Raw genomic sequence first — 19123 nt, 5'->3', positions numbered from 1 at the left:
CATTATGATACATCGGTACCATAGGGGTGTGCCGAGAACCGCCGACCACGACGCGCGGCGCGCGCAGATCATCGACGGGCTGGTCCGCGTCGCCGCGCGGGACGGGCTGCACGCCGTCACCATGCGGTCGGTGGCCGCGGAGGCGGGGGTGTCGCTGCGGCTCGTCCAGTACTACTTCGAGAGCAAGGCGCGGCTCATGAACGCGGCGCTGGAGCGGCTGGAACGGCAGAGCCGCGAGCGGTGGGCGGCCCGCCTCGCGGGCCTGGACGACCCGTCACCGCGCGAGGTCGTCGAGGCGCTGCTCTCCGAGGCGCTGCCGACCGACTCGGAGAGCCGCGCGTTCCACCAGGTGTGGACGTCCTACGCCGTGCTGGCGCTGACCGAGCCCTCGCTGGCGGCGCAGCCCTTCGTGGACGGCCCCGACCGCCTGGAACGGCAGCTCGCGGCGCTCTTCGCCGAGGCGGGCGCGGCCGGCGACCCGGGCCTTGAGGCGGCGCGCCTGCTCGCCCTCGCCCACGGCCTCGGGACGAGCGTCCTGGTGGGACGGCGGAGCGCGGAGTCCGCGATGGAGATCCTCCGCCGCCACCTGGACGAGGTCCTCCCGCGCTAGCGTCCGCCGGCGGCGCCCGGCGGAGGGGTCACCGCGGGGGCGGGAGTTCGCTGCCGGCCTCGGCGGCCTTGGCGAGGCGCTCGCGGAGGGTGCGGAGCAGCTCCTCGCCCTGCTCGGTGAGCCGCTCGATCGCGGGGAGCGCCAGGTCGTCGCGGACGGTGTCGGCGAGCAGCTCGTCGTACTCGTGCGCCTTCTCGGCGATCGCCTCCAGGTGGCGCTGGGCGCGCAGGACCTCGTCGGCCGCCTTGGCGCGCTCGGCGTAGCGCTCCAGCGCCTCGACGCGGCGCGTCACCGCCTCGACCGAGATGTCGAGCTTCTCGCGCAGCGGGCGGAGCGCCGCCGCGACCTCGGGGAGGGCCGACTCCCCGGCCATCGCCGCGTGGTCGGCGCGCAGCTTCGACTGCTTGGCGAGGACCTGCGCGATCTCCCACTCCTGGCGGGGCAGCGTGACCGCGTTGTCCACGGCGTCCAGCAGGCCCTCGCGGTTGACGGCGGAGTCGCGGACGGCGTCGATCGCCGCCTGGACGCGGGCCAGCATCGCGCGGCCCTCGTCGTCGAGGTCCTCCGGGGTCAGGTAGCGGTCGCGGCGCCGCTCCAGCTCGCGGGCGCGGCGCAGGTCCAGCGAGACCGACGGGGTGCCGAGAGCGACCAGCACCGCCAGCATGCCGAGGCCGATCAGCCACAGGGAGCCGAGCAGCGGCGACCCGACCAGCCCGAGGGCGAGCACCGTGAGCGGCGCCAGCCACAGCAGCGGGCGGCGGCGCCCGACGATCGTGTCCAGCTCGGCGCGCAGCGTGGGGTCGGCGACGGGGCGCGGCTCGCCGGGCGAGCCGTCCTCGGGCGAGCGCGGGGGCGCGATCCGCCGCCAGGACGTGGAGACGTGGGTCTCGAACGCGAAGTCGGTCCGCGCGATCTCGATCTCGGTCGGGCCGGCGGGCAGCGGCCAGGAGCCGACCGGGTCGCCCCCGCCCGGGCCGGTGAAGCGCACCCACCAGCCGCCCTTGCCGTCCTCGCATCGGTAACGGCCGGGAGCGACGTCGATACCGACGAAGTATGTTCCGATTCCCGGTATGGAATCACTCCACGTACCACTGGTCACCGGAGACCTCCCGTACCTGAACGACGTCCGGGGGACGGCAAGAGTTGCATTACCCCGCATCCGCGGGGAGAAAGCCGGATCCGGTTTTGGAATACTCCTCGGGTGCGACCCGACTACGACCCCCTCGATGATCCGCCCTGGGCGATGCAGCTGGTAGTACGCGCCGAGAAGGCCGATCCGCCCAGTCACGGCGCGGTCTGCGAGGCGGCCGCGACCGCGGTCGTCCGGCTGCTCACCGACCCGCGCGCCGTCGAGGGCGAATGGCGGGACGCCGTCCGCGAGTGGGAGTCGCGGCGCATACGGAAGGTGACGAGGCGGGCGCGCGGGGTGCGGTGGCCGGAGGTGCAGGCGCTGCCCGGCGTCACCGTCGAGCACGCGGGCGCGCAGGTGCGGGCGTTCCCGCCCGGCCCGGTGTCGGACGTCCCGCCGCAGCTGGCGAAGCTGCAGGTCGCGGGCCTCGACCTGGCCGAGGCCGAGGAGCCCCCGCCGCCGCCCGCGCCCCCGTACGCGGCGATGGCCCTCAACCCGGACGTGACGATCACGACCGGGAAGGCCGCCGCGCAGTGCGGGCACGCGGCCCAGCTGCTGCTCCGGCAGGGCCGCCGCAAGGACGTCGCGGCGTGGGTCGATGCGGGCGCCCCCGTGCACCTGGCCCGGGACGTCCCGTGGAGCAGGTGCGTGAAGAAGGCGGCGGTCGCCGTGCGCGACGGCGGGTTCACCGAGGTCCCGCCGGGCACCATGACCGCGATCGCGTGGATCGTCCGCGGATAGCGCGAACGGCGCGGAGGCGGGCCGCCGGGCGAGAGGCCCCGCCGCCGGCGGCCTCCGCCGAGATCAGTCGCGCTTCTCCGGGCGGGGGCGCGGGCGCGGCCCGGTCAGCGCGGCGGCCCGCTCGATCGCCTGGAGGGCGAACTCCTGGGTGCGGGTGAGCCCGCGCGGCCCGGCGGGCGGCGCGCCGGGCCCGGCGGCGGCCCGCGGCGCGCTCGCGAGCTGGGCCTTCGCGCTGAGCCCGTAGGACAGGAACAGCAGCACGACGAACGCCGCCAGGTACAGCAGGTGCTCGATCAGGCCGCCCCACCGCCCCTTGAAGACGTCCAGGACGGCGAACATGGCGAAACCCGCCATCCAGCCGGCCAGCGGCGGCACGAACAGCACGTCGCGGCGGAGCGCCGTGCCCGCCGCCGCGCAGAGGACGAGCAGGACCTCCACCGCCTTGACGACGACGAGGACGCCGGTCGCGGGGCCGGACCCGAAGTAGCCCTCGGCCTCGTCCACCCGGTCGCCCCAGAGCAGCAGCCCGCTGAGCAGGGTCGTCACGCCGTACGCGAGGAGGAACACGCCGACCGCGTAGTGGAACCGGTGCCACGTCCGCACGCCCGATGCCGCCGGGACGTCCGCGTCCACCGTCATCTCCGTCCCCCTGTTCCGGTTCGTGTGCTACGCGCAACATATCCCGGATAGGGTCCCGGGGACCCGCCGAACGCGGGCCGTCCGCCGCCCCCGGACGGGCGGCGCACCGCGCTGACCAGCCGATGTGCTTGCGCCCCGGCCGGTGAAGCGGGAGGGTGAAGGCACGTCGGGCCGCGCGGAGTCCGTGAGGAAGCAAGGATGACGCCTGACGATACGGGAACGGCCGCGCCGTCGAAGACGCGGATCGAATATCTGGAAGAGCTCGGCGGCGAGCTGGTCAAGCGCGGCCTCCGGGTGCGCCTGCTGCTGCCCCGCGGGCAGTCGCCGAGCCTGCACGTGATGAATCCGGACGCCGCCGCCCTCACCGAGAACATCCTGGCGGAGCAGGGCGCGGACGGCTGGTGGTACTGGTGGTCGTGGGGCGAGCGCATCGCCGAGGCCGACGACGTCACCGCCGCAGCCGACCGCATCGCGGCCGTCCTCGCCGTGCGCTGACTCCGGGACGGCTCCGGAGTCCGGCCCGAGCCTCGCACCGCCCGGTCCCGGGGGAGGGACGGGCGGCCCCGGCGGCTCGGGCTGAATGTTGAGCCGAGAAACATTTCGCTGGACGCGGCCCCGCACGGGCATGCCCGGGGCCCCGCCGCGGCGCCCCGCCGCCGCGTCCCGGTCATCGTGCGGATCACCCTTGTTGATCTCGTGTTACGTGATTGTTACCGCCGACAACAAATCAACATGCCGTCAGGTCTGGCGCGACGGACATGGGCGACATAAGTTGCGGGACACAACATTCACCCCGGTGAACGTGTGATCTCGCTCACCGGGCCAATGCAGACCCCCGGCCGCGCCACGGCGGCCGCCCCCAGAAAGGACCCGGGCAATGCGCAAGGGGATCCTCAGCCTGATGGCCCTCACGACGGCCGCGGCGCTCAGCCTCACCGCGTGCGGGGACGACGGAAACGACTCCGGCGGCGGAGAAGCGGCCAAGGGCAAGGTCGGCGTGATCCTGCCCGACACGGCCTCCTCCCCCCGCTGGGAGAACTTCGACCGCCCCTACCTGGAGCAGGCCTTCAAGGCGGCCGGCATCCAGAGCGACATCCAGAACGCCGAGGGCTCGGCCCAGCGGTTCCAGACCATCGCCGACCAGATGCTCACCAGCGGCGTCACGGTCATGCTGATCACCGGCCTCGACTCCAACTCCGCCGCCGCCGTGCAGCGCAAGGCGCAGGCGCAGGGCGTCAAGACCATCGACTACGACCGGCTCACCCTGGGCGGCGTCGCCGACTACTACGTCTCCTTCGACAACGTGAAGGTCGGCGAGACGATGGGCGCGGGCCTGCAGAAGTGCCTGGGCGACAAGGACTCCAACATCGTCTACCTGAACGGCGCCCCGACCGACAACAACGCGACCCTGTTCGCCAAGGGCGCGCACAACGTCCTCGACAAGGTCTCCAACTACAAGAAGGTCGCCGAGCAGCCCGTCCCGGACTGGGAGGCCGAGAAGGCCGCGACGATCTTCGAGCAGATGTGGACCGAGCAGCACGGCAAGATCGACGGTGTCATCGCCGCGAACGACAACCTCGGCAACGCCGTCATCTCGATCCTGAAGAAGAACAAGCGGGCCGGCGACATCCCGGTCACCGGTCAGGACGCCACCGTCCAGGGTCTGCAGAACATCCTCGACGGCAACCAGTGCATGACGGTCTACAAGCCGACCAAGCAGGAGGCCGACGCGGCCGCCAAGCTCGCCATCTCGCTGATCAAGGGTGAGAAGGGCGAGACCACGGCCACCGAGCACGACCCGGTCGGCAAGCGGGACGTCCCGTCGGTGCTGCTCGACCCGATCAGCGTCACCAAGGAGAACGTGAAGAAGGTCGTCGACGACGGCTCCGTCAAGGCGGCCGACCTCTGCAAGGGGGCGTACGCGGCCAAGTGCGAGGCCGCCGGCATCACGGTCCAGTAACGACCCCCGTCGAACCTCGTGGCGGGCCCCGCACCGCTGAGGGCGTCCCGGGTACCCGGAAGCCCGGGACGCCAGGGGCCCGCCACGGGCGTGCGGCAGAACCTGGAAGGAAACACGTGGCTGAAAACGGAGACCCCGTCCTCCGCCTGACCGGGCTCAACAAGAGCTTCGGCGCCGTCCACGTCCTGCACGACGTGGACTTCACGCTGCGGCTGGGCGAGGTGATGGCCCTGGTCGGCGACAACGGAGCCGGCAAGTCGACGCTGATCAAGTGCATCGCCGGCATCCACCCCATCGACTCGGGGCAGATCGAGTTCGACGGCCGCCCGGTGACGATCGACGGACCGCGCACCGCGTCCGAACTCGGCATCGAGGTCGTCTACCAGGACCTCGCGCTCGCCGACAACCTGGACATCGTGCAGAACATGTTCCTCGGCCGCGAACGCCGCACCGGCATCGTCCTGGACGAGGCGTCGATGGAGGAGTCCGCCCGCGAGGTCCTCGCGCGGCTCTCCGTCCGCACCGTCAAGTCCGTCCGCCAGCAGGTGTCGAGCCTGTCCGGCGGGCAGCGGCAGACGGTCGCCATCGCCAAGGCGGCGCTGTGGGAGTCCAAGGTCGTGATCCTGGACGAGCCCACCGCGGCCCTCGGCGTCGCCCAGACCCGGCAGGTGCTCAACCTCGTCCGGCGCCTGGCCGACAGCGGCCACGCCGTCGTGCTCATCTCGCACAACATGAACGACGTCTTCGAGGTGGCCGACCGGATCACCGCGCTGTACCTCGGCCGTGTCGCCGCGGACGTCGCCCGCTCCGAGGTCACCCACGGCCAGGTCGTGGAGCTCATCACCGCCGGCCGTTCCGGTGATCTCGGCCTCGCGCCGACGACCGCCGCCGAAAGCATCTGAAGGGGGACCGCGTGTCCACCGACATCCCGAGCCAGAAGGACGCCGCCATGAAGCTGGCGGACTCGGACTTCGCGACCGACCGGCGCGAACACGACGTGAAGTCGGCGGTGCAGGACTACTGGAACAAGATCAAGTCCGGTGAGCTGGGCGCGCTGCCCGCCATCCTCGGCCTGATCTCCCTCGTCATCCTGTTCACCGCCCTGAAGCCCGACACCTTCCTCAGCAAGGCGAACCTCGCCAACCTGTCCACCCAGGCGCTCCCCATCACGATCCTCGCCATGGGCCTGGTGTTCGTCCTGCTGGTCGGCGAGATCGACCTGGCCGCGGGCGTCGCGAGCGGGCTCAGCGCGGCCGTCATGGCCAAGCTCCTCGTGGACGGCGGCCAGCCCTGGTACGTCACGATCATCAGCGCGATCGCGACCGGCATCGTCATCGGCACCGTCATCGGCTGGCTGGTCGCCGTACTGCGCATCCCGTCGTTCGTCGTCACGCTCGCCTTCTTCCTCGGCCTGCAGGGCATCACCCTGCGGCTCATCGGCGAGGGCGGCACGGTGCCCGTCCGCGACGACGTCATCGTCGCGATCGCCACCAAGAACATGCCGATCTGGCTCGGCTGGACGCTCGCCGCCGCCTGCTCGATCGGCTACACCGCGACCCTGCTGCTGCGCTGGCGGCGCCAGCGCGTCCGCGGCCTGCACTCCAAGCCGCTGGAGTTCGTGATCGCGCAGTCCGCGGTCGTCGCCGCGGCGCTGCTGATCAGCACCTACGTGCTCAGCCAGGACCGGGCGCCGAGCCCGCTGATCACGCTGGGCGGCATCCCGTGGGGCGTCCTGCTGGTCGGCATCCTGCTGATCGTCTGCACGTTCGTGCTCGGCCGCACCGCCTACGGGCGGCACATCTACGCCGTCGGCGGCAACGCCGAGGCCGCGCGCCGGGCCGGCATCAACGTCACCCGCATCCGGATCTCCGTCTTCATGATCGGGTCCGGGATGGCCGCGGTGAGCGGCATCGTCGCCGCCTCCCGGCTCAACTCGGTCGCCACCGACGCGGGCGGCGGCAACACGCTGCTGTACGCGGTCGGCGCCGCCGTCATCGGCGGGACGAGCCTGTTCGGCGGGCGCGGCAAGGCCCGCGACGCCGTCCTCGGCGGCCTCGTCATCGCCATCATCGAGAACGGCCTGGGCCTGCTCGGGACCAAGGCGTACCTGAGCTTCCTCATCACCGGGGTGGTGCTCCTGCTCGCCGCCACCATGGACGCGCTGGCCAGGCGCCGGCGGACGTCCGCCGGGCGATGAGACCGCGGACGCGGTGATCCCGTGAACGCGGCCCGGGACGCCTGGGAGCCGGTGGCCCGCACCATCGGCTCCCAGGCGTGGCCGGACGGGGCCTCCGGCGGTTCCGGCGCTCCGGGCACGGCTGATACGCTCACGAGCCACGACCGCCTGGCGCACGGCGGCGGTGCGGCACGGTGGGAGCCCCTCGGCATGTCAGTGACGCCGGCCTTGGACCTGCGCGGCATCGACAAGAGCTTCGGGTCCGTCAAGGTCCTGCACGATGTCTCGTTCTCCGCCTACCCCGGCGAGGTCACCGCGCTCGTCGGCGACAACGGCGCCGGCAAGACGACGCTGGTGAACTGCATCGGCGGCATACACCCCGTCGACCGGGGGGAGTACCGGTTCGAGGGCGAGCCGGTGAAGGTGTCCAGCCCGCGCGCCGCCACCCGGCTCGGCATCCAGATCGTCCACCAGGACCTCGCGCTCTGCGAGAACCTCGACATCGTCGAGAACCTCTTCCTCGGCCGCGAGGAGCGCAGCCGCCTCACCCTGGACGAGGAGCTGATGGAGGAGACGGCGCGCACCGCGCTGTCGACGCTCGCCGTCCGCACGCTGGGCTCGGTCCGGCGGCGGGTCGCCACGCTGTCCGGCGGGCAGCGGCAGATCGTCGCGATCGCCCGCGCCGTCCTGCTGGACGCCAAGGTCGTCGTGCTGGACGAGCCGTCCGCCGCGCTCGGCATCGCGCAGAGCCAGCAGGTCCTGGAGTTCGTCCGGCGGCTCGCCGACAAGGGCCTCGCGGTCGTGCTCATCTCGCACAACATGAACGACGTCTTCGCGATCTCCGACCGGATCGCCGCCCTGTACCTCGGCCGCATGGTCGCCCAGGTCAGGACCGCCGACATCACCCACCGGCAGGTGGTCGAGCTGATCACCTCGGGCACCACGGGAGAGCTGGGGCTGCGCCGATGATGAAGGCGGGCCCGTCACAAGAGGACATCCGGCGACACAACCTCGGAACCCTGCTGCGGTTCGTGCACCTGCGCGGCCCGGCGTCGCGGGCGACGCTCGCCGAGTCCCTCGGCCTCAACCGCAGCACGATCATGGCGCTGACGGCCGACCTCACCGCGGCCGGACTCGTCCGCGAGGAGCTGCCGCGCGGCCCCGGGCGGCGCGCCGGGCGGCCGTCCCTCGTCGTGCGGCCCGAGTCGACCCGCGTGTACGTGCTGGCGTTCGAGGTCGGCGTCGACCGGCTCGTCGTCGCCCGCGTCGGGCTCGGCGGCGTCGTGCTGGACCGGCGCGAGGGCGTGCGGACCCGCGACTCCGACCCGTCGGAGCTGCTCGGCGTGCTCGTCGCCGGCGCCCGCTCCCTGGTCCGCAAGGCCGAGCGCGACGCCGTCTGCGTGGGCGCGGCGCTCGGCTTCCCGGGCACCGTCCGCCGCTCCGACGACACCATCATGTTCGGCCCGAACCTCGACGTCGGCGAGCTGCGGCTCGGCGACGCGCTGTCGCGCCGCCTCGGCCTCGGCATCCCGGTCTCCGTCTGCAACGACGCCAACCTCGGCGCGCTGGCCGAGCACGAGCGCGGCGCCGGGGTCAACTGCGACAACCTCATCTACCTGCACGGCGACGTCGGCGTCGGCGGCGGCATCATCGCGCACGGCCGGCTGCTCGGCGGCGACGAGGGCTTCGGCGGCGAGATCGGCCACATGATCATCAACCCTGGCGGGCGGCGCTGCGCGTGCGGCTCCAAGGGCTGCCTGGAGGCCGAGGTGGGGGAGCGTGCCCTGCTGGCCCACGCCGGCCGGGAGGAGACCCCCGGGCAGGCGGGGCGCGACGCGGTGCGCGACGTCCTCGCGTCCGCGGACGCGGGCGACATCGTGGCGCGGGAGGCGCTGCAGCGCGTCGGCGCCTGGCTCGGCCTCGGCGTCGCCAACCTCGTCAACGTGTTCAACCCCGGCATGGTCGTCTTCGGCGGGACGCTCCGCGACATCTACCTCGGCGCCGCCGCGCAGATCCGCAGCGTCCTCGCGACCGGCGCCCTCGCCGCGCCGCGCGAGAAGGTCAAGCTCCGCACCGCCGCGCTCGGCGACGACACGACCCTCGTCGGCGCCGCCGAGTTCGCCTTCGCCGAGGTCCTCGCCGACCCCGTCCAGGTGCTGACCAGGCTCCGTGCCCCCGAGGACAGCCCCGTCTAGCCGCCCCGTGCCGTTGCGCCCGGCCGCGTCACGGGCGGTTGGGCTTGGCCTGGGGGTTCAGGGGGACGGTGGTGTACGGGGTGGCGAAGGCGAAGGCCGTCATGCCGTCCAGCAGCAGGGTTCCGGCGGCGGCGAGGCGGGACTTGACGCGGGCGTGCTCGTGCAGGGCGGCCCAGGCCAGCCAGCCGACCGCGACGACCGCCCAGTAGGACACCAGGCGGTAGAGGCCGACGGCCGCGGCGGCGGGGGACAGGGCGGCGCCGAACGCGACGAGGGAGGCGGCCATGCTGCCCTCGATCGCACCGAGCCCGCCGGGCAGCAGCGGCAGCATGCTGCCCGCCGCCTGGGCGGCGAAGTAGGTGAGGGCGACGCCGTTGGGCGCGACGTCGATGCCGACCGCGTGCGCCGCCGACAGCAGCGCCAGGATGTCGAACACCCAGTTCAGCAGGGCCAGCGAGGCGAGCGCCGCCCAGTCGCGGCCGGTGGGGCGCAGCACGTCGCGCACGCCCGCCAGCCGCTCGGCGTACGGGGCCGTCCTGGGGTGGGCGAGCGCGAACCGGCGGGCGCGGCGCAGCGGCGCCGTCACCCGGGCGCGCAGCCGCGGCCGGCGCAGCGCGGGGACGAGCGCGGCCGCGAGGGCCGGCGGGACGGCCAGCGCGATCAGCGCGGGGCCGCGGGCGTGCGGGTCGGCGAGCAGCGCCAGCAGGCCCACCAGCGAGTAGGCGGTGGTGGTGATGACGCCGCCGGCCAGGATCACCGCGGTCGCCAGCCGGGCCGACGCACCGCCGCGGCGGAACTGCCGGAACGTGTAGACGACGCTCACCGCGGGGCCCGCCGGCAGCGTCGTGGACAGCGCGTTGCCCGCGTAGGTGATCGCGAACGCGCGGCGCAGCGTCATCCGCAGGCCGCCGACGCGCAGCAGCCGGCGCTGCAGCCGGGCGAACGCGCCCATCGACCCCGCCACGGCGAGGACGACCACGGTGAGCCAGCCGGGGTCGGCGTGCGCCGCGGCCGACCAGACGGCGCCGAGGTCGGGCAGCTCGTCGCGGTAGAGCGGGACGGCGGCGAGGGCCGCCAGGACCAGCGCCCACTGCGTGATCAGCCCCAGCCTGCGCCGCCACCAGGGGCGCCGGGCCGCGTCGTCGTCCCGCGCCGGACCGGCGGGCGGGAACGGGGATTCGGCTTCGGCCTCGGCCGGGGGACGGGCCGGTGCCGCGACTGTTTCGTGCATGTCCCGGTCACCTCGCAAGTCAGCCCGCCAAGCGCAACCTACGGCCCGCCTATGACATTCCCCCCGATGCGGAAACGAACCGCAAAGAGACCCCTGCCACACGCGTCACCGCGGTCGCGCCGCGGGCCCTTCGGCGATCTCGCCCCCGGCTCCCGCACCCCGGGATCGGACGCGGGCGCCCCGGGCGGTACGAGGGGCGAGGTCGGGTTCAGGGCCGGCGGGTGGGGTTCACCGCGTCGGACTCGGCGGGGGCGTCCGGATGGGGGCGCTCGTCGTCGCCGGGCCTGGCGGCCTGCTCCTCGTACTCGGTGATGCCGAGCCCGTCCCTGCTCTGCTCGGGCTCCTCGATCACCAGCTCCTCCGGCGGATCGGTCACGTACTCCTCGGTCAGGGCGATCTCCTCGTCCTGATCGTTGTCGCCCATGTCGTCGGCGTCCTCGCGGAAGCCGCGGGTCCCGCCGGGCTCGCCTGCCCTCATGGATTCCTCCCGGTTCGCAGCGGTTTCAGCTGATCGCACCGGTATCCCCGCTGACCGCGCCCCTACTCGCGGCCGCGGAACCGCGCCACCGCGGCCGCTGACCCGCCCTACCCGCGGCCGTGGACTCGCCCTACCCGCGGTCGCGGACCCGCCCTACCCGCGGTCGCGGACCGCGACGAGCCCGCCGATGACGCCCACGTACGCGGTTCCGTCCGGGCCGATGGTGATGGGCGCCCAGTTGTTGTCGAACCACTTGCCCATGCCGGTGAGGACCTTGTAGACGGTCCGGCCCGTGTGGACGTCCACCGCGGTCAGGTACCAGGCGTCGAGGAGGTCCCTGCGGGGCTCCTTCGTGTAGAGGTACAGCAGCCCGGCCGGGACGGAGACCTTCGGCACGGTGGACGGCGAACGCTCCGCGCTCGTCCAGGCCGTTTCGCACCCCTTCCCGCCGGGCTTCACGTCCACGCGGCTCACCCCGCCCGCGGACGACCCTCCCGGCGGAAGCTCGAAGAAGTTGCGGTACCCGTAGTTGTTCTCGACGAAGAGGCTGTCGCCGTAGCCGATCAGCGAGTTGTCCGTCGCGCTTGCCCCGCTGCCGAAGACGGGGATCTGGCAGACCAGCCCGCCGTCGTCGCTGCGGCGGACGATGACGTGCATGCGGTCGTCGGCGTTGTCGGTGATGGCGACGTAGCCGTCTCCGAAGAACGTGGGCGTCGTTCCCGAGCCCTGGTCGATCTGGCCGGGCTTGCGTCCCGTCCCCCTGTCGTAAGTACGGCGCCACACGACTTCGGGGGTGCCGCTCGCGTCGGCCCGCATCTGGTAGAGCGCGTGGTCGGACACGATCGAGACGCCGTTCTCGGCCGCGGCGAAGGAGTTCTGGATGCTCTCACCCGCGAGCCGCGTCATCCGGACGGCGCCGGAGTCCGGGTCCACCGTGCCGACGCGCCCGTTCCGGGTGATCCACCAGATCAGGCCGTCCCAGTCGGGGCCGACCGCGGTGATGGGGTCGCATTCGCCCTTCGGCCACGGGTTCGTCCACGTGGCGCAGTCGTGGGGGAGGCGGCCGCTGAGGTCCCAGTCGTCGGTCACCCTGAAGCGCCACTTGCCGTCCGGGCCCTTCTCGTGCGCGAAACGGCGGAGATGGAACGCCGAGTCCGCCAGCACCGCGCGGTCCTGCGGGTCCAGGTAGTAGTACGCCCCGCCGGAAGTGTCGGTGAGCACCTTGTCCAGGCTGAGCGAGAACACCGCCTGGACGGTCGACGGCCTGGGCGGCAGGTCGTACGTCGCGAGGTCCTTCAGCGTCTTCGGGTCGATCAGCCGCAGGACGAAGTTCTGCCCGCGGGTGCACTGCGCGACGATCAGGCCGGTCCGGCGGGCGAACGTCACCGTCGAGCACAGCCCCGGCAGCCCGCCGCCCTTGGCCTCGTCCAGGACCTCGGGGTCGCGGCCGAGCGGCCCGAGGAACGGGTACGTGTCGGACGCGTAGCTGTCGGCGTGCATCGACGAGGTCCCCACCGGCCCTTGGTGCGGGTTGGCCGGAACAGGACGTCCGGCCAGCGGCTCCGGCACGGCGGGCCCGCCGACGAACGCCGGGACGAAACCTCTGCCGGGCCCGTCGGGGATCGGGTCGGCCGCCGCCGGCGCGGCCGCGCCGGCCATGGGCGCCGCCAGGGCGGCGGTGAGCAGGGCGGCGAGCAGGGGTCTGCGCATCGAGGGCTCCTCGTCGGACGTGACCTGCCCCCGGTCGCGCCCTCCGGGAGGATCCACAGCGTAAACGGTGATCGTCCGTCTCCGCCCTATGGTTACGATCCGGTCATGGGCGTACAAGCTGTGATCTTCGACTGGGGCGGCACCCTGACTCCGTGGCACGACCTCGAACTGGCCGACATGTGGCGGGCGATCTGCTCCGCCCACCTGCCCGAGGACGAGGTCGAGAAGGCCGCCGCCGCGCTCGCCGGCGCCGAGCTGGAGCTGTGGCGCCGCGGCGTCGAGGAGCACCGCAGCGCCACGCTCGCCGAGGCGTTCGAGATGGCGGGCGTGGAGCCCACCGAGGAGCTCCTCGCGACGCACTTCGAGACGTGGACCCCGCACACCCACACCGACCCGGCCGTCCCCGGCCTGTTCCACGCCCTCCGCGAGCGCGGCATCAAGATCGGCGTCCTGTCCAACACCATCTGGACCCGCGAGTGGCACGAGCGGGTCTTCGCCCGCGACGACGTCCTCGACCTGCTCGACGGCGCCGTCTACTCCAGCGAGATCCCCTGGACGAAGCCGCACGCGGAGGCGTTCCGCGCCGCCATGGACGCCGTCGGCGCCACGGACCCCGCCGCCTGCGTCTTCGTCGGCGACCGGCCGTACGACGACATCCACGGCGCCAAGTCCGCCGGCCTGCGCGCCGTCCAGATCTGGCACCAGACCACCCACGCCTTCCAGCGCCCCGGCCTGACGCCCCCGGACGCCGTCATCCACGGCCTGGACGAGCTGCTCCCGCACGTGGAGCAGTGGCATTCAGCCTGACGGCCTCCGGGCCACGATGAGGTCGCGGGAGATGGCCTGGTCCACGCGGTGGCGGAAACCGCGGTAGGACTCGGAGTCCTGCACCTCCAGGCCGCTAGCGGCGAGGATCCCGGCGAGCTGCTCGCGGCGGCCGACGAAGGTGTTCCAGGAGATCCCGATCGCGCCGCCGGGGCGCAGCAGCCGCGCCCACCCGGGGACCGCCGCGGCCAGCAGCTCGACGGGGCTGCGCGACAGCCGCGCCTTCCCCCCGCGGCCGGGCTGCGCACCCTTGGCGGTGCGGGAGGAGTCCCCCGCGCGGCCGCGGCGGCTGCCGTGCTGGACGCCGTACGGCGCGTCCGTCACGATCAGGTCGAACGAGGCGGGGCGGAAGAAGCGCTCGGCCTCGACGGCATCGCCGTTCACGACGGTGATCTCCATCGTCTCGCCGCTCTTGTACCGCTCCTTGGACGCCCCGAGCGTCACGTGCAGGCGGCGCCCGATGACGGCCTTCTCCCGCCGGATGTTGGCCGTCTCCGCCTGGTGCTTGACCCTGTTGTTCTTCAGCCAGGTCTTGATGAAGGCCGCGTAGGCGTCGAAGTCCTTGCCGTCGATGTCGATCCCGGCGGCGTCCAGCCCGTACATCATGGCCTGGTTGAGGGTCGTGCCCCGTCCGCACATGGGGTCGAGGACGCGGGGGCGGCCGGTCACCAGGTCCATGGGCGAATCCATCGCCATCGCCGTGACGTTCAGCAGCAGCTTGGTGAAGTACTCGTTCGTCTTGCCGGAGTACTTCTGGATGGACAGGAGATCGCTGCCGAACAGGTCCAGCGGCTGGAGCGGGACCGGGCGCAGCAGATCGCCCTCGATCTGGAACAGCGCGTACAACGACGACAGGTTCGACAGGAGACGGATGTCCAGTTCCGTCAGCTCGTCGGCGTCGAAGGTCACGTACGGGACGCCGCCGATCTCCGTCTCCCGGACGTCGCCGAGCCGTCCGCCGAGGGCCCGCTCACCGAACACGGTCAGCTCGGCGCGCACCAGGGCGGCGGCGGACTGGGCGTACACGCGGTTGTGGGAGGGGGAGACGAGAAGGCCGTACGCGGTCATTCGCAGAACCCTAAGGGACGCCGCGAGCGGAGACCGCCGGGACGGGGTCCCGGCGGCCCCCGCACGGCCCTTGGGCGGGCCGTTCCTCCCAGGTCAGGCCGCCCGCGCCGGACGCTCGGCGCGCTCGGGTCGTGCGCGGGGCCCGGATCGTTCAGGACGCGCGGCGTCGTCCGCGGGAGCGTCCGGAGCGGCGGGCAGGGCCCGCGCGTCCCCGGCGGCGGAGACCTCCGGCGCGTCGCCCGCTCCGAGCTCCGCCCGGCCCTCCCCGGCCGGCACCTCCGGAGGCGGCAGGTCTGGGAGATGCCGTGCGGCGGCCGCCAGCAGCTCCTGCACGCGGCTTCGCAGGCTCGCGAGATCGGCGCGCGCCACGTCCGCCTGCGCCTGCGCCCTGCGCGCCTGGCGCCGCGCGGCGTCGCGCTCGGCCGCGAGCTGGTTCAGCTGTTCGCGGTAGGCGTCCCGCAGCTCGTCGAGGGCGCTGCGTCCGCCCTCCCTCGGAGTCGTGGTCACCTCTGGGCTCCTCCCCCGAGTCGTCCCTGTACCTGTGTCCTCGTAGTACCCGTGTCCTTCTGTGCGTGTCCCTCTATGGGTGTCCTTCTATGCGTGCCGCCATAGGGGCAACGCGGTCGATCCCGCGCATCGTTCCCGCCGTGCGGAAGATCACTCACCCGGTTCGGGACGCGGCGACAGCGCCGCCGGCGGCAGCCCGGGGAACGCGTCCCGCGGCACCGCGGCGCCCGCCTTCTCCCGCCACCGGGCCGCCCGCGCCGCCGCCCGCTGCGCGCTGTCGGCGCCGAAGGCCCGCAGGTCGGGGGAGGAGAGGCCGGCGAGGCCGACATAGGCGCCGACGAGGTCATCCTCCAGCGCGGCGGCGAGCCGCGCGGCACTGCGGGCGTCGGTCACCCGGACCGGCAGCCGGTACGCGGCCGCCGCCGGGACGGGCCGGACCGACAGCACCGACTCCAGTTCGTCGCGCTGCGCCCGGTGGTCGTTCCACATGTCCTTCGCGGTCCCGCGCAGCGCTCCGCTCAGCTTGGCCCCGAGCACCCCGTACCCGTACACGGCGGCGTGCTCGGCGGCCAGCGCCGTCCGCACCGCCTCGGCGTCGGACGTCGAGCGGACGGCGGGCGGCTCCCCCCTGTTCGTCCCGGCGTGGCCCGCCTCGCAGGCGCCGATGCTGGCGAGCAGCTGGGCCAGCGCGGGGCCGGCCGCCGCGGCGTCGGCCGTGCGGGCCCGCGCCGCGCGGTCCTCCAGCCCGCGCAGCCACGAGAGGACCGAGCCGCCGGGCACCGCGGGGGCGGGGCTCGGGCCCGGCATGGCGCCGCCCTCGTCCGCCCGGTCGCCGGACCCCGGCACGTAGTGGCGCTTCAGGACGGCCAGATGCTCCCGGTGGTGCGCGAGGGCGGCGTCGAGCCGCCCGGCGGGCGCGGAGCCGGCGGACCGCGCCGCCCCGTACGCCGCGATCAGCTCCTGCTCGGACGCCATCGCGCGGACGAGCACGGACACGTCCCTGCGCGGGGCCGCCTCCGCGGCGCAGCCCGAGAGCCACGGCAGGACCAGCGCGGCCCCGCCGCCGAGCAGCAGCGCGCGCCGCGGCATCGCCTCTGGCAAGGCAGACTCCTCACCCGGTGGTGTGGTGGCGGTGGCCCTCCGCGGTCCCCGTCCCCGAACGCGCACATCGGGCCAGCTCAAGCATTCCATATCCGCCGCGCCGGTGAGCCGTCCGAAAGACCGCCGCGGTCCCCGGCTGTCGATAGTCTTGAGATGTGGGCGGACGAGCGATACGGCGACATCCGCGACCGCAGGCGTGACAACAGAGGGAACACGAGGAGGGCCCATGAGCGTCGAGTCCCGCGGTGGCCGCGCTCAGGGCGGGCACCGCGCCGGGAGGCGCGCCCCCGAGCGGGGCGCCGGCCGGCGGCGCGCCGCCGGTTCCGCACGGCCCCCGCGCGACCCCGCCGTCGCCGAGCTGACCGGGCTGCTGGGGCCCGCCGTCGGAGCGGCGGGCTTCGACCTGGAGGAGGTCGACGTCCGGCCGGCCGGCCGCCGCCGGCTCGTCAAGGTCGTCGTGGACGGGGACGGCGGGGTGGCCCTCGACGACATCGCCCGGATCAGCGAGACGGTCTCGCGGCTCCTCGACGAGTCCGACGTCATGGGGACCTCGCCCTACGTGCTGGAGGTGACCTCGCCCGGCGTCGACCGCCCCCTCACCGAGCCGCGGCACTGGCGCCGCGCCGTCGGCCGGCTGGTCGTCGCCCCGCTGACCGAGGGCGGCCAGGTCGAGGGCCGGGTGGTCGCGGCCGACGACGAGGCCGTCGAGATCGACGTCGTGCAGAAGCGCCGGGGCAGGGGAGCCGGCGCGAAGAGCGGCGGCACGTCCGCCGGGCCGGAGGGCGGCGCCGGGCCGGTGCGGCGCAGGTTCGGCCTGGGTGAGCTGGGGCGCGGCCGGGTGCAGGTGGAGTTCAAGCCCCTGGACCCCCAGGCCGAGGAAAAGCGTTCTCCGGCTGAGCCGGACTAGAGGGGGGAACCTCGTGGACATCGACATGACCGCCCTGCGGGGCCTGGAGAGCGAGAAGGACATCTCGCTCGACGTGGCCGTCAAGGCCATCGAAGACGCCCTGCTGATCGCCTACCACCGGACGGAGGGCGCGGCGCCGAAGGCGCGCGTCGAGCTGGACCGGCAGACCGGGCACGTGACCGTGTGGGCGACCGAGACCGACGAGGAGGGCAACGACCTCCGCGAGTACGACGACACCCCGACCGGATTCGGCCGCATCGCCGCGACCACGGCCAAGCAGGTGATCCTGCAGCGGCTGCGCGACGCCGAGGACGAGCTGACGTTCGGCGAGTACGCGGGCCGCGAGGGCGACATCGTCAGCGGCATCATCCAGCAGGGCAAGGACCCCCGGAACGTGCTGGTCGACCTCGGCCGGATCGAGGCCGTGCTGCCCCCGCAGGAGCAGGTGCCCGGCGAGCGCTACGAGCACGGGGAGCGGCTGCGCGCCTACGTCGTCCAGGTCCGCAAGGGCCACCGCGGGCCGTCGGTGCAGCTGTCGCGGACGCACCCGAACCTCGTCCGCAAGCTGTTCGCCCTGGAGGTCCCGGAGATCGCCGACGGCACCGTGGAGATCGCCGCGATCGCCCGCGAGGCCGGCCACCGCACCAAGATCGCGGTGCGCTCGCGCAAGCAGGGCGTGAACGCCAAGGGCGCCTGCATCGGGCCGCTCGGCGGGCGGGTCCGCAACGTGATGGCCGAGCTGCACGGCGAGAAGATCGACATCGTGGACTGGTCGGAGGATCCCGCCGAGTTCGTCGGGAATGCCCTGTCGCCCGCGCGGGTTTCCCATGTCGAGGTCATCGACGCCGACGCCCGGGTCGCCCGGGTGGTGGTGCCCGACTACCAGCTGTCCCTCGCCATCGGCAAGGAGGGGCAGAACGCGCGGCTCGCGGCCCGGCTCACCGGGTGGCGGATCGACATCCGGTCCGACACCGAGCCCGAGCAGGCGCCCGTGAAGCCGACCGAGCCCGGCCAAACCGGATCTTCTACGTCAGGAGAGCATGCGACCGGCCCCGCGGACGCCTCGGCGCGGTAGACTCATGGAACGTGGCCGGGCGGCCCCCGTTCGCACGTGTGTGGGCTGCCGGGTTCGCACGGCCAAGTCCGACTTGCTGCGCCTGGTGGTGGTCGAGGGCGTCATCGTCCCCGACCCTCATGGGCGGCTGCCGGGACGGGGCGCGCACCTGCACCCCGATCCGGCGTGTCTCGAGCTCGCAGAGCGACGTCGGGCGTTCCCGCGGGCGTTCCGCCTGCCGGGCCCGCTCGACGCCCGTGCGCTGCGGGAGCGGCTTGCGGCACACGCCGCGCAGCAGCAGGATGGCCGAATGGTAAGCGACGTCTAGTCGGAAGCAGGTCGAGATTGCTATGAGCGCTCGATGAGCACGCCGCGATGAGTACGGCAAGTTAGCGACGGTCCGGAGGCCCCACCCCCGGACCGAGTAGGGAGTGCAGTGGCCAAGGTCCGGGTATATGAGCTCGCCAAGGAGTTCGGTGTAGAGAGCAAGGTCGTCATGGCCAAGCTCCAGGAAATGGGCGAGTTCGTCCGGTCGGCGTCCTCCACGATCGAGGCGCCGGTCGTTCGCAGGCTCACGGAAGCCTTCTCCAATTCTTCTTCTTCTCCGTCCCCCAAGCAGGGGGACAAGCGGGCCGCGCCGAAGCGGCCGTCGGGCCCGCGTCCAGCCGCGCCGCGTCCGGGTCCGCCCGGCGGCGCCTCCGACGGGCAGGGTGCGCGCCCGCAGGCCCCCCGGCCCGCCGCGCCGCGCCCGCCCGCGCCCAAGCCGGGCCCCGGCGGCCAGGGCGGCGCGCC

General features: G+C 73.5%; 21 protein-coding genes. 13 read left to right on the top strand and 8 right to left on the bottom strand.

Going from position 1 to position 19123, the window contains the following annotated elements:
• Window positions 1-28 precede the first annotated feature (28 nt).
• On the top strand, window positions 29-610 hold the full coding sequence (locus tag ACIWVC_RS29740; protein ID WP_396451602.1) for a TetR/AcrR family transcriptional regulator: 582 nt from the start codon (window positions 29-31) through the stop codon (window positions 608-610).
• 28 nt (window positions 611-638) lie between these two features.
• Here ACIWVC_RS29740 and ACIWVC_RS29735 read toward each other — a convergent pair whose 3' ends face one another.
• Window positions 639-1709: a hypothetical protein gene (locus tag ACIWVC_RS29735; protein WP_396451603.1), complete on the bottom strand. Its 1071-nt coding sequence runs from the start codon at window positions 1707-1709 to the stop codon at window positions 639-641.
• 102 nt (window positions 1710-1811) lie between these two features.
• On the opposite strand from ACIWVC_RS29735, the gene ACIWVC_RS29730 reads away from it, so the two are divergent.
• Window positions 1812-2480 (top strand): hypothetical protein, encoded by a 669-nt coding sequence (locus ACIWVC_RS29730; RefSeq protein ID WP_396451605.1) that lies wholly within the window; start codon window positions 1812-1814, stop codon window positions 2478-2480.
• A gap of 63 nt (window positions 2481-2543) precedes the next feature.
• Here the strand turns inward: ACIWVC_RS29730 and ACIWVC_RS29725 are convergent, their stop codons facing one another.
• On the bottom strand, window positions 2544-3119 hold the full coding sequence (locus tag ACIWVC_RS29725) for a hypothetical protein (protein ID WP_396451607.1): 576 nt from the start codon (window positions 3117-3119) through the stop codon (window positions 2544-2546).
• Window positions 3120-3317: 198 nt separating this feature from the next.
• On the opposite strand from ACIWVC_RS29725, the gene ACIWVC_RS29720 reads away from it, so the two are divergent.
• The 6 genes from ACIWVC_RS29720 to ACIWVC_RS29695 all read left to right on the top strand — a co-directional run bounded on the left by ACIWVC_RS29720 (window position 3318) and on the right by ACIWVC_RS29695 (window position 9450).
• On the top strand, window positions 3318-3614 hold the full coding sequence (locus tag ACIWVC_RS29720) for a hypothetical protein (protein WP_396451609.1): 297 nt from the start codon (window positions 3318-3320) through the stop codon (window positions 3612-3614).
• A 382-nt stretch (window positions 3615-3996) separates the two neighbouring features.
• On the top strand, window positions 3997-5079 hold the full coding sequence (locus ACIWVC_RS29715; RefSeq protein ID WP_396451610.1) for a sugar ABC transporter substrate-binding protein: 1083 nt from the start codon (window positions 3997-3999) through the stop codon (window positions 5077-5079).
• 116 nt (window positions 5080-5195) lie between these two features.
• Window positions 5196-5981 (top strand): ATP-binding cassette domain-containing protein, encoded by a 786-nt coding sequence (locus tag ACIWVC_RS29710; protein ID WP_396451612.1) that lies wholly within the window; start codon window positions 5196-5198, stop codon window positions 5979-5981.
• A gap of 11 nt (window positions 5982-5992) precedes the next feature.
• Window positions 5993-7276, top strand: coding sequence for a sugar ABC transporter permease (locus ACIWVC_RS29705; RefSeq protein ID WP_396451614.1), 1284 nt, complete (start codon window positions 5993-5995; stop codon window positions 7274-7276).
• A gap of 189 nt (window positions 7277-7465) precedes the next feature.
• Window positions 7466-8224, top strand: coding sequence for an ATP-binding cassette domain-containing protein (locus tag ACIWVC_RS29700; RefSeq protein WP_396451615.1), 759 nt, complete (start codon window positions 7466-7468; stop codon window positions 8222-8224).
• The gene (locus ACIWVC_RS29695; protein ID WP_396451636.1) at window positions 8224-9450 is read left to right on the top strand and encodes an ROK family protein; all 1227 of its coding nucleotides are present in this window, start codon (window positions 8224-8226) and stop codon (window positions 9448-9450) included. The genes ACIWVC_RS29700 and ACIWVC_RS29695 overlap by 1 nt, the downstream gene beginning before the upstream one ends.
• A gap of 28 nt (window positions 9451-9478) precedes the next feature.
• Here ACIWVC_RS29695 and ACIWVC_RS29690 read toward each other — a convergent pair whose 3' ends face one another.
• The 3 genes from ACIWVC_RS29690 to ACIWVC_RS29680 form a co-directional block, all read right to left on the bottom strand.
• The gene (locus ACIWVC_RS29690; RefSeq protein ID WP_396451617.1) at window positions 9479-10681 is read right to left on the bottom strand and encodes a YbhN family protein; all 1203 of its coding nucleotides are present in this window, start codon (window positions 10679-10681) and stop codon (window positions 9479-9481) included.
• 208 nt (window positions 10682-10889) lie between these two features.
• Entirely contained in the window at window positions 10890-11159 is a 270-nt protein-coding gene (locus tag ACIWVC_RS29685; protein ID WP_396451619.1) for a hypothetical protein, read from the bottom strand.
• A 153-nt stretch (window positions 11160-11312) separates the two neighbouring features.
• Window positions 11313-12869 (bottom strand): hypothetical protein, encoded by a 1557-nt coding sequence (locus ACIWVC_RS29680; protein WP_396451621.1) that lies wholly within the window; start codon window positions 12867-12869, stop codon window positions 11313-11315.
• A gap of 105 nt (window positions 12870-12974) precedes the next feature.
• Between ACIWVC_RS29680 and ACIWVC_RS29675 the strand changes: the two genes are divergently transcribed.
• The gene (locus ACIWVC_RS29675) at window positions 12975-13676 is read left to right on the top strand and encodes an HAD family hydrolase (RefSeq protein ID WP_396451623.1); all 702 of its coding nucleotides are present in this window, start codon (window positions 12975-12977) and stop codon (window positions 13674-13676) included.
• On the opposite strand, the gene ACIWVC_RS29670 is transcribed toward ACIWVC_RS29675, so the two are convergent.
• The 3 genes from ACIWVC_RS29670 to ACIWVC_RS29660 form a co-directional block, all read right to left on the bottom strand.
• Window positions 13668-14762 (bottom strand): TRM11 family SAM-dependent methyltransferase, encoded by a 1095-nt coding sequence (locus tag ACIWVC_RS29670; protein WP_396451625.1) that lies wholly within the window; start codon window positions 14760-14762, stop codon window positions 13668-13670. The two genes, ACIWVC_RS29675 and ACIWVC_RS29670, sit on opposite strands and share 9 nt — an antisense overlap.
• A 93-nt stretch (window positions 14763-14855) precedes the next feature.
• A complete protein-coding gene (locus ACIWVC_RS29665) occupies window positions 14856-15269 on the bottom strand; it encodes a hypothetical protein (RefSeq protein WP_396451627.1) in 414 nt (137 codons plus the stop codon).
• 150 nt (window positions 15270-15419) lie between these two features.
• Window positions 15420-16370: a ferritin-like domain-containing protein gene (locus ACIWVC_RS29660; protein WP_396451629.1), complete on the bottom strand. Its 951-nt coding sequence runs from the start codon at window positions 16368-16370 to the stop codon at window positions 15420-15422.
• A gap of 226 nt (window positions 16371-16596) precedes the next feature.
• On the opposite strand from ACIWVC_RS29660, the gene rimP reads away from it, so the two are divergent.
• The 4 genes from rimP to ACIWVC_RS29640 all read left to right on the top strand — a co-directional run.
• Window positions 16597-17277 carry a ribosome maturation factor RimP gene (gene rimP / locus ACIWVC_RS29655; protein ID WP_396451631.1) on the top strand — a complete coding sequence of 227 codons (681 nt, stop codon included), beginning with the start codon at window positions 16597-16599 and terminating at the stop codon, window positions 17275-17277.
• 25 nt (window positions 17278-17302) lie between these two features.
• Entirely contained in the window at window positions 17303-18352 is a 1050-nt protein-coding gene (gene nusA / locus ACIWVC_RS29650) for a transcription termination factor NusA (RefSeq protein ID WP_396451638.1), read from the top strand.
• Window positions 18318-18659 (top strand): YlxR family protein, encoded by a 342-nt coding sequence (locus tag ACIWVC_RS29645; RefSeq protein ID WP_396454851.1) that lies wholly within the window; start codon window positions 18318-18320, stop codon window positions 18657-18659. The genes nusA and ACIWVC_RS29645 overlap by 35 nt, the downstream gene beginning before the upstream one ends.
• 108 nt (window positions 18660-18767) lie before the next feature.
• Window positions 18768-19123: translation initiation factor IF-2 N-terminal domain-containing protein (locus ACIWVC_RS29640; RefSeq protein WP_396454850.1), on the top strand; the 356-nt coding region annotated here is incomplete at its 3' end.

The organism is Actinomadura sp., assembly GCF_044508335.1.
In the GTDB taxonomy this organism is placed as follows: domain Bacteria; phylum Actinomycetota; class Actinomycetes; order Streptosporangiales; family Streptosporangiaceae; genus Spirillospora.
The sequence above is the reverse complement of the archived record's forward strand: the minus strand, read 5'-3'. Positions and strand labels throughout refer to the sequence as shown.